This is a genomic window from Streptomyces sp. CA189 (assembly GCF_056428985.1).
In genome coordinates, this window is record NZ_JBWJVM010000013.1 from 159,404 (window position 1) to 174,421 (window position 15,018).

General features: G+C 74.0%; 9 protein-coding genes. 5 read left to right on the forward strand and 4 right to left on the reverse strand.

Annotated features, from left to right (window positions below):
* Positions 1-54: 54 nt before the first annotated feature.
* Positions 55-816, forward strand: a complete 762-nt coding sequence (gene modA / locus AC061S_RS13855) for a molybdate ABC transporter substrate-binding protein (RefSeq protein WP_478686211.1) — start codon at positions 55-57, stop codon at positions 814-816.
* A 153-nt stretch (positions 817-969) separates the two neighbouring features.
* A complete protein-coding gene (locus AC061S_RS13860) occupies positions 970-2,964 on the forward strand; it encodes an ABC transporter permease (protein ID WP_478686212.1) in 1,995 nt (664 codons plus the stop codon).
* A gap of 29 nt (positions 2,965-2,993) precedes the next feature.
* Here the strand turns inward: AC061S_RS13860 and AC061S_RS13865 are convergent, their stop codons facing one another.
* The 3 genes from AC061S_RS13865 to AC061S_RS13875 all read right to left on the reverse strand — a co-directional run bounded on the left by AC061S_RS13865 (position 2,994) and on the right by AC061S_RS13875 (position 8,782).
* The gene (locus AC061S_RS13865; protein ID WP_478686213.1) at positions 2,994-5,384 is read right to left on the reverse strand and encodes an ATP-binding cassette domain-containing protein; all 2,391 of its coding nucleotides are present in this window, start codon (positions 5,382-5,384) and stop codon (positions 2,994-2,996) included.
* A gap of 133 nt (positions 5,385-5,517) precedes the next feature.
* Positions 5,518-5,934, reverse strand: a complete 417-nt coding sequence (locus tag AC061S_RS13870; protein ID WP_478686214.1) for a VOC family protein — start codon at positions 5,932-5,934, stop codon at positions 5,518-5,520.
* Positions 5,935-5,989: 55 nt separating this feature from the next.
* Positions 5,990-8,782: a phosphodiester glycosidase family protein gene (locus AC061S_RS13875; RefSeq protein ID WP_478686215.1), complete on the reverse strand. Its 2,793-nt coding sequence runs from the start codon at positions 8,780-8,782 to the stop codon at positions 5,990-5,992.
* A gap of 217 nt (positions 8,783-8,999) precedes the next feature.
* On the opposite strand from AC061S_RS13875, the gene AC061S_RS13880 reads away from it, so the two are divergent.
* On the forward strand, positions 9,000-9,674 hold the full coding sequence (locus AC061S_RS13880) for a DUF4328 domain-containing protein (RefSeq protein WP_478686216.1): 675 nt from the start codon (positions 9,000-9,002) through the stop codon (positions 9,672-9,674).
* Positions 9,675-9,752: 78 nt separating this feature from the next.
* Here AC061S_RS13880 and AC061S_RS13885 read toward each other — a convergent pair whose 3' ends face one another.
* A complete protein-coding gene (locus AC061S_RS13885) occupies positions 9,753-11,972 on the reverse strand; it encodes a SpoIIE family protein phosphatase (RefSeq protein ID WP_478686217.1) in 2,220 nt (739 codons plus the stop codon).
* A gap of 375 nt (positions 11,973-12,347) precedes the next feature.
* Between AC061S_RS13885 and AC061S_RS13890 the strand changes: the two genes are divergently transcribed.
* Positions 12,348-13,793, forward strand: coding sequence for an SPFH domain-containing protein (locus tag AC061S_RS13890; RefSeq protein ID WP_478686218.1), 1,446 nt, complete (start codon positions 12,348-12,350; stop codon positions 13,791-13,793).
* Positions 13,794-13,836: 43 nt separating this feature from the next.
* A complete protein-coding gene (locus tag AC061S_RS13895; protein ID WP_478686219.1) occupies positions 13,837-14,790 on the forward strand; it encodes a C40 family peptidase in 954 nt (317 codons plus the stop codon).
* The last annotated feature ends 228 nt before the right edge of the window (positions 14,791-15,018 follow it).

The window sequence follows — 15,018 nt, forward strand, 5'->3', positions numbered from 1 at the left end:
CCGCGCGGACCCGGCACCAGGCCGGCCGCCGACCCGACCGAGGAGCACCAGCTCATGTCCCCGTTCCTGCCGCTTAACCGCCGTACCGCCGCGCTGACCCTCTCCGCCGCCCTCCTCGTGCCGGCCCTCGCCGCCTGCGGCAGCAGCGACGACAAGAACCTGACGGTGCTCGCCGCCACCTCCCTCACCGACGTCTTCAAGACGGCCGGCGCCGCGTACGAGAAGGCGCACCCGGGCACCAAGCTCACCTTCTCCTTCGCCGGTTCGCAGGAGCTCGCCGCGCAGGTCAAGCAGGGCTCCCCGGCCGACGCCCTGGTCACCGCCGACACCAAGACGATGGACGGCCTGAAGGCCGAGACCAACGACCCGGCCGTCATCGCCAAGAACCGCCTGGTCATCGCGACCGGCAAGGGCAACCCGTTCAAGGTCGCCGCGCTCAAGGACCTCGCCGACACCAAGATCAAGGTCGTGCTGGCCGCGCCCGAGGTCCCGGTGGGCCGCTACAGCAAGCAGATCCTCGACGCCCAGAAGATCGAGGTGAAGCCGGTCTCCCAGGAGCCCAACGTCCGCGCCGTGCTGAGCAAGGTCGAGCTGGGCGAGGCCGACGCCGGTCTCGTCTACAAGACCGACACCCTCAAGTCCGGTGACAAGGTCGTCGTCGTGGACATCCCGGACGCCGATAACGCCGTGGCCTCGTACCCGGCCGCCACGCTCAAGGGCTCCAAGAACGCCAAGGACGCGGCCGCGTTCGTCGCCTGGCTGAGCACCCCGGAGGCGCAGAAGATCCTCCAGGACGCGGGCTTCCAGAAGGCGTGACCGCCTGCCGAGTCCGGTGACGGAGAGGGACTGCCTGGTCCGGGGGGACGGGCAGTCCCTCTCCGTTTCCCTCCCGCCCCATTACGCTTCACACGCCGCCCGGCCGTCCCGACGTACCCGGCGGCGCCCCGACACCCCCGGCCAGGAACCCACATGAGCAGACTCCGTACCCGCCGTGCCCGGCCCCCCGTGGCCCTGGCGCTCCCCGCGCTGCTCGCCGTGGCGTTCCTGCTGATGCCGCTCGTCGGCATCCTCACCCGCACCCACTGGAGCGATCTCGGCTCGCACCTGACCAGCCCCGGTGTGGTCGAGGCGCTCCGGCTCTCGCTGGTCGTGTCCCTGTGGGCGCTCGGCTTCTCCCTCCTCCTGGGGGTGCCGCTCGCCTGGCTGCTGGCCCGGGTCGAGTTCAAGGGCAAGGCGCTGGTGCGCTCGCTGGTCCTGCTCCCCATGGTGCTGCCGCCCACGGTCGGCGGTGTGGCCCTGCTGCTCGGTTTCGGCCGGCGCGGGCTGCTCGGACCCTGGCTGGAGGGCACCTTCGGCATCACGCTGCCCTTCCACACCTCCGGCGCGGTCGTCGCCGCCACCTTCGTCGCCATGCCCTTCCTCGTGATCAGCCTGGAGGGCGCGCTCGGCGGGCTCAAGCCGAGCTACGAGGAGACCGCCGCCTCCCTCGGTTCCACACCGCTGCGCGTGTTCTTCACCGTGACGCTGCCGATGGTGGCCCCGGGGCTGGTCGCCGGAGCCGCGCTGACCTGGGCGCGGGCGCTCGGCGAGTTCGGCGCCACCATCACCTTCGCGGGCAACCTCCCGGGCACCACCCAGACCCTGCCGCTCCAGGTCTACCTGCTGCTCCAGGACCAGCCCGAGGCCGCCACCTCCGTGTCCCTGCTGCTGCTCGCGATCGCCATGGCCGTACTCATCGCCCTGCGCGGGAGGTGGACGGGAACCCCCGTCGCCCGCAAGGACCCCGGTGCGTCAGTGGTCGCCGAGGAGGCCGCCGGCCCGGATCCCGTGAGCCCCGTACCGCCCGGGCCCCCGTTCTCCCCCGGGTTCCCGTCGCCCTCGCCCTCGGAGCCGGCGCAGCCGTCGGCCGGGGCCCCGGCCGACGGCGGGCACTGGCCGCTGCACGCCACCGTCACCGGTTTCAACGAGCTCACCCTCGACGCCGAACCCGGCACCACCATCGCCGTCGTCGGCGAGAACGGCGCCGGCAAGACCACCCTGCTGCGCGCCCTGCTCGGCCTGACCCCCCGAGCCCACGCCGAACTCCGGCTCGGTGACACCGACGTGACCGACCTGCCCCCGCACCGGCGCCAGGTCGCCTGGGTCCCCCAGGACGGGGCGCTGTTCCCGCACCTGAGCGCGCTCGCCAACACCTCCTACGGGCTGCGCGCCCGCCGGGTGCCCCGGGCCGCGGCCCGGGCCGAGGCGCAGGCCTGGCTCGACCGGCTCGGCGTCGGGCACCTCGCCCACCGCAAGCCCGCGCAGCTCTCGGGCGGGCAGGCCCAGCGGGTGGCGCTGGCCCGCGCGCTGGCCGCCCGCCCCCGGCTGCTGCTCCTCGACGAGCCGCTCGCCGCCCTGGACCAGACCACCCGCGCCCGGGTCCGGCACACGCTGCGCACGCACCTGGCCGGGTTCGGCGGGGTGTGCCTCATCGTCACGCACGACCCCGTCGAGGCAGTGTCCCTGGCCGACCGGGTCCTCGTACTCTCCGACGGCCGGACCCTCCAGGACGCTCCGCCCGCCGAGGTGACCCGGCATCCGCGCTCCCCGTGGGTGGCCCGGATGCTGGGGCGCAACGCCTGGCCCGGCACGGCCTCGGCACACGGCCTGGAACTCGCCGCCGGGGGCCGCCTGGTGGTGGCCGAGGCGCTGCCGGAGGGGGCTCAGGCGCTCGCGATCATCCCCCCCGAGGCGGTGTCCGTGCACCGGGACCGCCCGGGCGGCAGCCCTCGCAACGTATGGCCCGGCACCGTACGGGAGATCACCTCGGTCGGCAGCCGCCTGCGCGTGCTGGTCGGCTCCGACCAGGCCCCCGACCTCGTCGCGGAGATCACCCCCGAGGCCGCCGCCGAGCTGGGAATCGTCGACGGCGCCGCGGTGTGGACCAGCGTGAAGGCGACCGAGGTCACCCTCGTACGGCTCTGAGGCAGGCCCTCTGGGCCGTCTCTTCCTGCCTAGGCGCCCACGTACGTCGCCAGGTGCTCGCCGGTGAGGGTGGCACGGGCGGCGACGAGGTCGGCGGGGGTGCCCTCGAAGACGATCCGGCCGCCGTCGTGACCGGCGCCGGGGCCGAGGTCGATGATCCAGTCGGCGTGCGCCATGACCGCCTGGTGGTGCTCGACCACGATCACCGACTTGCCGGAGTCGACCAGGCGGTCGAGGAGGCCGAGGAGCTGCTGGACGTCGGCGAGGTGCAGGCCGGCGGTCGGCTCGTCGAGTACGTAGACCCCGCCCTTGTCCGCCATGTGCGTGGCCAGCTTGAGCCGCTGCCGCTCGCCGCCGGAGAGGGTGGTCAGCGGCTGGCCGAGGCTGAGGTAGCCCAGGCCGACGTCCGCCATCCGCTCCAGGATCTTGTGCGCGGCAGGGGTGCGCGCCTCGCCCTCACCGAAGAATTCGGTGGCCTCGGAGACCGGCATCGCGAGGACCTCGGTGATGTCGCGGCCGCCGAGGTGGTGTTCCAGGACCGAGGCGTGGAAGCGCTTGCCGTCGCACTCCTCGCAGGTGGTGGAGACTCCGGCCATCATCGCCAGGTCGGTGAAGATGACGCCGGCACCGTTGCAGCCGGGGCAGGCGCCCTCGGAGTTGGCGCTGAACAGGGCCGGCTTCACGCCGTTGGCCTTGGCGAAGGCCTTGCGGATCGGGTCGAGCAGCCCGGTGTACGTGGCCGGGTTGCTCCGCCGGGAGCCGCGGATCGGACTCTGGTCGACCGAGATCACGCCCTCGCTCGCCGGGATCGAGCCGTGGACGAGCGAGCTCTTGCCGGAGCCGGCGACGCCGGTGACCACGACGAGCACCCCGAGCGGTACGTCTACGTCTATGCCCCGCAGGTTGTGCGTCTTCGCGCCGCGGATCTCCAGCTTCCCGTCGGGCTCGCGCACCGTGTCCTTGAGGCTCGCGCGGTCGCCGAAGTGCCGGCCCGTGATGGTGTCGCCCGCCCGCAGCCCCTCGACGGTGCCCTCGAAGCAGATGGTGCCGCCCCCTTGGCCGGCGCCGGGGCCGAGGTCGACGACGTGGTCGGCGATCGCGATCGTCTCCGGCTTGTGCTCCACGACGAGCACCGTGTTGCCCTTGTCCCGCAGCCGCAGGAGCAGGTTGTTCATCTGCTGGATGTCGTGCGGGTGCAGGCCGACCGTGGGCTCATCGAAGACGTAGGTGACGTCGGTGAGCGAGGAGCCGAGGTGGCGGATCATCTTGACGCGCTGGGCCTCGCCGCCCGACAGCGTTCCCGAGGGCCGGTCCAGGGAGAGGTAGCCCAGGCCGATCTCCACGAACGAGTCGAGGGTCTGGCGCAGCGTCGCGAGGAGCGGGGCCACCGAGGGCTCGTCGAGGTCGCGGACCCATTTCGCCAGGTCGCTGATCTGCATGGCGCAGGCGTCGGCGATGCTGATCTTCTTGATCTTCGAGGACCGGGCCCCCGCGCTGAGCCGGGTGCCCTCGCAGTCGGGACAGACGCTGAAGGTCACCGCGCGCTTCACGAACGCCCGGATGTGCGGCTGCAGCGCCTCGACGTCCTTGGACAGCATCGACTTCTGGAGCTTCGGGATGAGGCCCTCGTAGGTGAGGTTGATGCCGTCGACCTTGATCTTGGTCGGCTCCTTGTGGAGCAGGTCGCTCAGCTCGCGCTTGGTGTACTTGCGGATCGGCTTGTCCATGTCGAAGAAGCCGGAGCCGCTGAAGATGCGGCCGTACCAGCCGTCCATCGTGTAGCCGGGGATGGTGAGGGCGCCCTCACCGAGCGACTTCGTGTCGTCGTACAGCGCGGTGAGGTCGATGTCATTGACCGAGCCCCGGCCCTCGCAGCGCGGGCACATGCCGCCGGTGATGCTGAAGCTGCGCCGCTCCTTCACGGTCTGTCCGGCGCGCTCGATGGTGACCGCGCCGGCCCCGCTGATCGAGGCCACGTTGAAGGAGAAGGCCTTGGGCGAGCCGATGTGCGGCTTTCCGAGCCGGCTGAAGAGGATGCGCAGCATCGCGTTCGCGTCGGTGGCGGTGCCCACCGTCGAGCGGGGGTCCGAGCCCATCCGCTGCTGGTCGACGGTAATCACGGTGGTCAGCCCGTCGAGGACGTCCACCTCGGGCCGCGCCAGGGTCGGCATGAAGGCCTGGAGGAAGGCGCTGTAGGTCTCGTTGATCAGCCGCTGCGACTCGGCGGCGATCGTGTCGAACACCAGGGAGCTCTTGCCCGAACCGGACACGCCGGTGAAGACCGTGAGCCGGCGCTTGGGGATCTCGACGCTGACGTCCTTGAGGTTGTTCACCCGCGCGCCGTGTACGCGGATCAGGTCGTGGACGTCTGCTGCGTGCGGCTCGGGGGCCTGCGCGCCCGTCCTCGTGACCTTGCTCATCGTGTCTCCATACTGTTGGGCCGACGCCGCTCTGTTGGGCCGGCGCCGCCTTCGCGGTCGCGGCAACACTCCCCTGTCTACCCGATCGGCGGTGTCATCCGGGAGCGGCGCCAGGTATTAGCCGCGGTGGATCTCAGCGCGTGCGGGGCTGGTGGAACCGGAGCATGTTGCCGGCCGGGTCGCGGAAGGCGCAGTCCCGGACCCCGTACGGCTGGTCGATCGGCTCCTGGAGCACGTCACCGCCGGCGGCCCGGATGCGTTCGAAGGTGGCGTCGCAGTCGTCGGTGCTGAAGATGACACCGCGCAGCAGGCCCTTGGCCAGCAGTTCCGCCATGGCCTCGCGGTCGGCGGACGAGGCGTTCGGGTTCGCGACGGGCGGTTCGAGGACGATGTCCACGTCCGGCTGCGCGGGCGATCCGAGGGTCACCCAGCGCATCCCCTCGAACCCGACGTCGCCCCGGACCTCCAGGCCGAGGACGTCCCGGTAGAAGGGGATCGCCGTGTCGTGGTCGTCGACGGCGATGAAGCACTGCGAAAGGTTGATGTCCATGGGTTTCACGCTACGGGCGGGTGGGCGCCCGGTACTTCTCCATTCCTGACCGGCTTCACCGACGGCTGGCCGGCAGTACCGACAGCCAGTCGCCCGCCGCGAAGGCATCGGCGCCGATCACGGTGCGGCCGGTGCGGGGGGCCGCGACAGTGAGCACGCCCTCGGTGCGGCCGGCCGCGAAGCGGGCGGCGCCGACGGTGACGACCACGGCCCGTTTGCCGGTGGCCCGGCGGAACTCCGCCAGCAGGCGCAGCCGCAGGGCGGCCTCCTTGCGGTCGACGGCCTGCGGCGCGTACGGCTCTACGACGGCCAGCGCGCCCGTGCCCGGCTCCCGGGCGGCCGCCGCGAGGGCCGCCCGCAGCGCCTTGATCCGGTCCAGCCCGCCGCCCCCGAGGGTACGGAGCGTGGAGCCGAGCGGCAGGAACCGTACGCCCCGGTGCACGAAGGCGGGGCGGCCGGTGCCGGTCAGCGCGAAGTCGACGGCCCCGGTCGGGGCGGAGGCCGCGGCCGGCCGCGCACCGGCGGGGGCGACCGCGAACCGCCAGGGCCGGGCGTCCACCCGGGCCGCCGTGGCCACGATCGGATCCGGCGCCTGGGCCGTAGGGACGACCCCGGTCGGCGGGGTCTGCGCCGCCAGGGTGTCCAGCAGCAGCCGCGGGGCGGCGGGAACCCCGGTCGAGGCCTTGGCGGGTGCCTTGGCCGGGACCGGGACCGGGACCGGGGCTGAGGCCTTCGTGTGGGTGGCCGCGGAGGTGGTGGCCGAGAGGCCGGTCACGGTGAACGGGGCCTCCGCCGTCGCCGGGAGCGGCAGGCTGATCTGCCGCCAGCCGGTCCAGTCCACGGCGGGCCCGCGCAGGACGGCGGCGGCCCCGTCGGCGTCGGCGAGTTGCACCCCGGGCCGGGCCCCGGAGCCGTCGCCGTTCACCCAGAGGGAGAGCGACCGGGCCAGATCGGGGACCCGGAGGGGCCGGGGCGGGGTCGCGGTGGCGGTCCCGCCCCCGGCGGGCGGTGTGAGGGCGAGGCCCCGGCCAGGACGGCCCTGCCCGGGCGCGGCGCCCGGACCGGTCCAGCGGGCGGCGTCCTCCAGATCCGCGAGCGGCCGGTCCGACAGGCCCACCCCGAGGGCCAGTTCGGCCGGAGGCAGGGACGCACCGCGCACCGTGGCCCGCACGAGCCCGGCCGCGCCCGGGACTCGGGCGGTCACCGTGAATCCGCCGCGACCGTCGTCGGCGACGCTCCACCGGGAACGGTCGAAATCGAGTTCCACGTCCCGGGGTTCGACGAAGGCGGCGGCGCCCTGCGCGTCGTACCCGGTCAGGACGAAGCGTGCCCTCTCGCCCTCCTCCGCGAGCCCGATCCGCTCCGGGACGGCCCGGACCCGTGTCACCGCCCCGAGGACGTCGAGGCGGAGCGCACCGCGTGCCGGTCCCAGCTCCGCGCGTGCCTCCACCGGGCCGGGGGCGGACGCACGCAGCCCCCCGGCGGAGTCGATCCGGCCGCCGCCTCCCGGGAGGGACCACACCGGAGCCGTCTCCCGCGCGGGCACCGGGCCGAGCAGCGCGTCGTAAGGGGTGGCCCTGAGGGTCCGGGTGAGGCCGGGGAAGGCGCGCGCGGCGCCGCCGACGGCCTCGATCCGCCAGCCCGCGGCGCGGCCGGAGCCGGCCGGGGCGGTCAGCACCAGGCCGTTGGGGACCGGGCGCTGGCGGCCGTCGGACGGGGAGTTCTCCACGGTCAGAGCCGCCTCCCCGGTCAGCGCGGCGAGCAGGGTCGAGGAGCCGCCGCCGTCCAGGTTGAGGGCCTCGTAGGCGCCGAGCCGGTGCATCAGCCGTCCGAGCCCCGTCAGGGTCAGTCCTCCGCTGTCGCGCCGGCGGCCGTCGACGGTGACCAGGCGGGCCCGGCGGCCGTCACGGGAGAAGCCGACGGCGGTGCGCGGCGCGGCGGCGTTGTTCGGCTCGCCGTCGTGGTTCTGCGGGACCCCCGCCACCACGAGCGCCTCCCGGCCGCCGACCGCGCTCGCAGGGAGCGGTCCGCCCCCGGCCGCCACCGGCCGGGCCGTCACGGCGACCGCGTCCCCGGGGCGCAGGGCGGCGAGTTCCGCCGCCGCTGCCGCGCCGGCCGCGATCAGCACGGTGGTTCCGGGTGCGGGACGCTCCCGGCGCGCGGGCCGGCGTACGGCGGCGCGCACGGCCGTGACCCGGCCGTCGCGCAGTTCCACCGCCGGTCCCGATACGGGGAGTCCGTCCGCCGGCCAGTCGGCGGTGTAGGCGGCGAAGCCCTCGGCGGGCGGGCGCGCGGTGTTGAATCCGGCGAGCGGGCGGGCCCGGCCACCGGGCAGAGTGACGCTCCCGTCGAGGGCGAGGCGCAGCACCCGGCCCAGCCCGTCCGCGCCGAAGCCGACGGCCCGTCCCGCGCCGGGCGAGGCCGCGTGCAGCAGCCGTCCGGCGCGGATGCCGGGGCCGAGCGGGGCGCCCGTACCCCGGATGTCGAAGAAGTCCCCGTTCACGGCGGCGACCACCCGGCGGCCCGCCCCGGCGGGGTGGCGGGCGGCGGAGTCGGAGACGGTGGCTACGCCGCGGCCGCCGAGGTACTCCGCGCGGACCCCTGAGCCGGCCGCACCCGCACCCGCCAACTGGACGTCGAGTTCGTCGATGCGGAGCCACCGGTCGGCCTCGAGCCGGTCGTACGACTCCAGCCGTACCCCGGGGGCGATCTGCCGGGCGGTACGGGCCGTCTCGATCCCCTCGCCCGTGCCGCTTCCGTAAGCGTGGGCCGGCGGCGCCGGGGCCACGAGCAGCGCGCTGAGCAGGGGCGGCAGCAGGACGGGCAACAGCGGGCGACGGGTGGACATCCAGGCAGGATCATCCAGCTCCGCGCATATGAGTACATGAACACAGCGCGAGTCCGGTGACTGTCAGCCATTCGCCCGCACCCGCCCCGGGAAGCGGGCCAAGTCATCCAAAGGCGCGGTCTGAGATCTTGGCCCCGCCATGTCTTCGACCGTGCCCACGTGCCGGCGGGCCGGCGGGCCCTCTGCGCATGTGACCTGTTCCCGGGGGTACAGCTTCATGTCCTTCAGCGCGACCGGCTCACCGCCACCCGTCGACCGCGACCAGCGGACACCGCCGCGGGTGCCCCTGCTGCGCCCAGCCGGGGCGCTCGCCACGGCCACGAGCGTCCTGCTCGCACTCTCCGGTCTGTACGCCCTGCTCCTGACCGCGACCGGCCTGTACCTCGGCCCGGGCCTGCGCGCCGGCAGCTACCCGGGTGCGGGAACCGAGGACGGCGACACCCTGCCGGACACCCTGCTGGGCCTGGCGCGGCTCATGGAGATTCCGCTGCTGATCATCACGGCGGCCCTGTTCATCACCTGGTTCCACCGCGTCCACCACAACGCCCTGGTTCTCGGCGGGGACACGGTCACCCGGTCCGCGGCCTGGGCCGTCGGCGGCTGGTTCGTGCCCTTCGCCTTCCTCCGCATCCCCTACAAGATGGCGAAGGAGATCTGGGCCGCCAGCCTCCTGCGCGGGTCGGACGGAGCCCACCGGCCCGTCTCGACCGCGCCCATCACCACGTGGTGGCTGGTGTGGATCACCGCGTTGTTCGCCACCGCGTCTACGACACCCTCTACGGCCGCGCCGCCGACGCGGCCGGGCTCGCCACCGCCACCACCGCCGCCGCCGTGTACGGCGTGGTACTGCTCGCGGCCTCCGTCCTCGCGATCCGCTTCGTGCGCGGGCTGACGGCGTTGCAGCCGGCCAAGGGCGCGCAGCACCCGTACGCGGCCGAGTAGCCCGCGAAACCCCTTCCGGCTCCCGCGCCTACACCTCGCCGGGCTCCCCGGACGGGAAGGCGGGAGCCGCGAGGGAGGGCGCCGAGTGGGAGGGCGCCGGAACGGCGAACTCGCACCACACGCACTTCCCGCCGCCCCGCGGCTCCACGCCCCAGGCGTCCGCGAGCCGGTCCACCAGCATCAGGCCGCGGCCCGACACCGCCCAGTCGTCGGCCTCCCGGCGCCGCGGCAGGGCGCTGCTGGTGTCCTCCACCTCGATCCGGATCCGGCCTTCCGGTGTCAGCCGCATGCTGACGCCGCCGACGCCGTCCGTGTGGACCAGCGCGTTGGTCATCAGCTCGTCCGCCGCCAGCTCGATCTCGTCGGCCTGGTCCCACGCACCCCACGCCGCGGCGGCCGCCCGGATCAGGTGCCGGGCCATCGCCGGGGCGTCCGGGTCCCCGGGGGTGAGCCGGTGGCGCAGCGGGCCGCCGCCGCGCGGGAGCGGGGTGCCGCGCCGGCGCAGCAGGAGCAGGGCCATGTCGTCCCCGCCGCCCGAGTCCCCGACCAGGTCGCACAGCACGTCGGCGAGTTCCTCCACGTCCGTCGGCCCGTCCCGGACCGCGTCCATGAGCTCGCGCACACCGGTGTCGGGATCCGCGCCGGGCCGTTCGGTCAGACCGTCCGTGCACAGCAGCAGCGTATCCCCGGGGTGCAGTTCGAGGCTGGTGACGGGGTATCCCGTACCGGCGGAGCCGGAAGTACCGGAGCGGGAAGTACCGGAGCCGAAAGCCTCGGTGCCGGAAGCATCGGTGCCGTGAGCACCCGGGCCACCGGTGGCATCCGCACCGGGCGCACCCGGCTCGCGCGCCGGCAGGCCCAGCGGCAGCCCGCCCGCCACCTGCACGCGGTGGCAACTGCCGTCGCCGCGCCGCACCACGGGGTCGATGTGCCCGGCGCGGACCAGCCGGGCCATGCCGGTGGTGAGGTCGATTTCGGCGTACGTGCAGGTGGCGAAGCGTTCCGTCTCCAGGTCCCGGAGGAAGGCGGAGGCCCGCGCCATGGCCGCGCCGGGGGTGTGGCCCTCGGCGATGTACGCGCGCAGCGCGATGCGCAGCTGGCCCATGACGGCGGCGGCGTCCGTGTCGTGGCCCTCCACGTCGCCGATCATCACGCCGACCCGTCCCTCGCCGAGCGGGACCACGTCGTACCAGTCGCCGCCGATGTCCCGCCCCATCCGGGCGGCCCGGTACCGCACGGCGATCAGCGCACCCGCCACCTCCGGGATCCGGCGCGGCAGCATGGCCTTCTGGAGGCCCTCGGCGAGGTCGTGCTCCTGCTCGAAGAGGATGGCCCGCTGGAGGCTCTGCGCGATGCCGCTGCCGAGGGCCATCAGCACGTTGCGCTCCTCGGCGTTGAAGTCGCCCTCCCGCGCGTAGAGCAGGCCGAGCGCGCCGACGGGGCGGCCCTGGGCGATCAGCGGCAGGTAGACCCCGCTGCGGACGGCCAGCGGCTCGACGTACGGCCACAGGTCCGGGTAGCGCTGCCGGAACTCCTCGCGGGAGCCCAGGTACACCGGCCGCAGCGTCCGTACCGCCTCGCTCAACGGCAGGGGCGCGTCGATCCGCGTGTACTCGGTCTCCGGTACGTACGCACCGAGCCGCCCCTCCGCGACCAGGTGGATCCGGCCGCCGTCGACCACGCCGAGCATGACGCTGACCGCACCGAGGTGGCCGAGCGCCTCGGGGTCCTTGAGGACGTCGGTGACGTCGTTGACCGTGCGGGCGTGCGCCAGGATCGCCGTGGTCCGTTCGACGACCCCCGTCATGCGGCGCCGGCCCTCGTCGCGCTCTCCGGCCGCGCCGGGCTCGCCGGGGTCGTGGACGGCGTCGCGGACGATCCCGATGATCCGGTACGGACGCCCGTGCGGGTCCCGCAGGATGTGGCCCTGGAGATGGGTCCAGCCCGGGGCGCCGTCCCGGCCGCGGCTGCGCACGTAGGCCCCGTAGTGGCTCCGGCCGGCCTTCAGTGCCTGTGCGACCCGCGCGTCGAGCCGGACCTCCTCGCCGGGCGCGAGGCGGACGCGCAGTCCGGCGGGGGTGCCCGTGAACTCCTCGGGGCGCAAGTCGAGGACCTCGAGGGCGGTGGTGTCCAGAAACATCTGCCCGCTGTCGAGGTCCCAGTCGAAGGTGCCCATGCGGTTGAGCGCGAGGCTCGTGTCCGTCCGGGCAGGCCACTCGACCTGGGGGGTCACTCCCCTTTCGGCCACACCTTCAGGGTCTCACTCTTCGACGGTCCGCGCCGGTCTGCGGGAGCTTGCCGGGGCCGGGCGGGAGGGGGCGCCGGTTCGCGGTACGCGCAGGCCGGATCCGGCGTGTCGGCCGGACCCCGCGCTCCGCATGCGCTAGCGAGCCCCCAGGAAGCCGAATTCCGGGACGAAAAAGGACCAAAGTCCCGGCCTGTCGTGACTTTCGCCGAATAGGTGACTTGTACGATTTCGCGAAGATCGATCCGTTCATGATCATCTTTGCTGGCGTCAGGAACCCCCCGGCACGGGGTCGTTGACGCCCACGGCTGTGTGGGGTGTGGCTTGTCGCAAGCGCCGAAGACGACCGGAGAACCGGCCGGAGCACCGGAGGGAGGGGTGGAAGGAGGGCGGGACGGAGCGGCGGAAAGGCCGGAGGACGGGGCGCGGACCCCGGTCCGAATATCCGCCCCCCTCACCGGCCCCACCCCTCCGGACGACACCCACACCCCGACCCACTCCGCGAGCCCTGCCGACACCTCGGCGTCGGCGTCGGCGTCGGCCTCTGCCTCCGGCTCCGGTCTCGGCTCGGCTTCCGGCTCCGGCTCCGGCCCCGACTCCGGTGGCGATGCTGCCCTCGGGGCCCGTACGGGGCGCGGGAGTCTGATCGTGCGGCCCTACCGGGATCCGCTCGTCTTCGGTCCGCTCTTCCGTGACGAGGAACCGGCAGGCACCCCCGCCACGACCACCCCCGGACCCTACGGCTCAGCCGGTCCCGGCGGACCCGGCCGACCCCACGGACCCGGCGCACCCGGGACTCCCGGCGGCCCGGACCGCCTCCGCGGACGTCGCGGACCCGCCGAGCCCGATACCCTCCGGCAGGCCGCCGTACATGCGGCGATACCCCGGCCCGCTCGACCGGCAACGGCGGCGCCGGCCACCCCGCGGACCCTTCCCGCCGTTCTCGACCCCGAGCTCACCGAACGCCCCGCGCGGGCCTGTTCCGGCTGGTGGGCCCTGCTCACCGCCACGCTGGCCACGGCCGGCGCCGCCGTCCTGCCGCGGTTCGGGGAGCTCCGCCCCTCCGCCTCCCCCGCCGAGGCCTGGCCCCTGGCCGTCGTCGTGTGCTGCGCGCTCCTCACGCTCCTCGCGCTCTGCGGACTGCGGCGCGGCCGCGCCGGCCAGGCCTGGTCGCTGACCCTCTTCGGCCGCTACCGCGGCACGATCCGGCGTACCGGCCTCATCTGGTCGAATCCGCTGCCCCGGCACACCCGCGTCGACGTACGGCTGCGGCACTGGCGCAGCGAGCCGCTCTGCGTCGTCGACTCCGAAGGCACCGCGCTGCGGTCCGTCGTCCTCGTCGTATGGCGGGTCAGGGACACCGCCCGCGCGCTGCTGGCGGTCGACGACCACACCGCGTACCTGCGCGGGCAGGTGGAGTCCGCGACCGCCCGGGTGCTCTCCCGGATGCCCGCCGACTCCTTCGGCCCGGAGCCGGCCGAACCGGAGACGCTGCGCGACACCGAGGCCGTCGGCGACGAGCTGACCCGGCTCCTCGCCGCCGAGTGCAAGGCCGTCGGCATCGAAGTCTTCTCCGCCCGCCCGCTGCACGTCGAGTACGCCCCCGAGGTCGCCGCAGCGATGCAGCGCCGCCGGGTCGCCTCGATCGACGCCCGGCACCGGGACTCCGTCCTCACCTCCGTGCTCGACGCCGTCGACGACACCGTTCACCGGATGTCGGACCGCGGGCTCGTGAGCCTGGACGACTACGAACGCAAGGCCCTGGTCAAGGACTTGACCGTGGCCTTCTACACGGCGCGCGGCCCTGCCGCCGACGCCCGTTGAAGCACCCCCGATGAAAGAGCCCCCGATGGATAAGGAACCATGCATGCGCACGCCCGAGTTCACCGAAGAAATACCCGACAGCTGTGACTGCACCGGCTGCGCGCGCGGCACGACGGCCATGACGGCCGCCGCGGCCCGCCGCCGCCGCTGCACCCTGCGCGGCGCCGTGGTCGCGGCCGTCGGCGCCACGCTGCTGATGGGCACCGGAGTGGGCACCGCGTCCGCCGAGCCGGCGCCGGCGCACGCCGGCTGGGACGGCTCGAAGTACTGGTACAAGGACGCGACCGGCTGGTGGCGCTGGACCCAGCACCACAGCAAGTACGTGGCGAACAGCGGCGGTTCCTCCGCCGGCGCCTCCTCCTCTTCTTCCTCTTCTTCCTCTGCTTCTTCGACTTCTCCTTCCTCCTCCGTACGCACCTCCGAGCCGACCTTCCGCGGCCGCGCGGGCTGGGACGGGACGGACCGCGTGTACTGGTACAAGGACGGCACCGGCTGGTGGCGCTGGACCCAGCACAAGGCCAAGTACGAGCGCTTCGCCGGCGGATCCGGCGCCGGATCCTCCTCGGGCTCGTCCGGTTCCTCCGGTTCCTCGGGCTCATCCGGCTCTTCGGGCTCCTCCGGCAGCCCCATCCGCCAGGGCACGGAGGGCGCCATCTCCTTCGCCAACAGCCACCTCGGCGACCCGTACGTCTGGGGCGGCAACGGCCCCCGCGGCTGGGACTGCTCGGGCCTGGTCCAGGCCGCGTACCGCTCGGCGGGCATCACCCTGCCCCGCGTGGCCTCCGACCAGTACCGGGCCACCACCCCGATCTCCCGCTCCGAACTGCGCCGCGGAGACCTGGTGTTCTGGACCTCGAACGGCAGCGCCTCGGGCATCCACCACGTCGCCGTCTACCTCGGCGGCGGCAAGTACATCGAGGCTCCCCGCCCGGGCAAGCAGGTCCGCGTCTCCAGCTTCAGCTCGTACAACCCGAACATGTACGGGCGCGTCCGCTAGCAGCCGCCCCCGCACGACGGCGGTACCAGACCTCCCCGAGGGCCACCGGCCCTCGGGGAGGTCTTCGTTCCGGGCTGGACCCTACTGGCTGTCGTTGCCGTCACCGGCCGGACCGCCATCCGAACCCTGTTCCTGGTCGGTACCCGCTCCGGGCCCGATCGGGGAGGGCGGCGGCGGGGGCGCGATCAGCGAGGTGGCCGGGACCGGCGCCTGGGTCGGAGGGGGCGG

Excerpts from the sequence above, each read along its gene's own strand:
- AC061S_RS13860 (WP_478686212.1), top strand. The coding sequence starts at position 970 with ATGAGCAGACTCCGTACCCGCCGTGCCCGGCCCCCCGTGGCCCTGGCG.
- AC061S_RS13895 (WP_478686219.1), top strand. The coding sequence starts at position 13,837 with ATGCGCACGCCCGAGTTCACCGAAGAAATACCCGACAGCTGTGACTGC.
- AC061S_RS13880 (WP_478686216.1), top strand. The coding sequence starts at position 9,000 with ATGTCCTTCAGCGCGACCGGCTCACCGCCACCCGTCGACCGCGACCAG.
- modA (WP_478686211.1), top strand. The coding sequence starts at position 55 with ATGTCCCCGTTCCTGCCGCTTAACCGCCGTACCGCCGCGCTGACCCTC.
- AC061S_RS13865 (WP_478686213.1), bottom strand. The coding sequence starts at position 5,384 with ATGAGCAAGGTCACGAGGACGGGCGCGCAGGCCCCCGAGCCGCACGCA.
- AC061S_RS13870 (WP_478686214.1), bottom strand. The coding sequence starts at position 5,934 with ATGGACATCAACCTTTCGCAGTGCTTCATCGCCGTCGACGACCACGAC.
- AC061S_RS13875 (WP_478686215.1), bottom strand. The coding sequence starts at position 8,782 with ATGTCCACCCGTCGCCCGCTGTTGCCCGTCCTGCTGCCGCCCCTGCTC.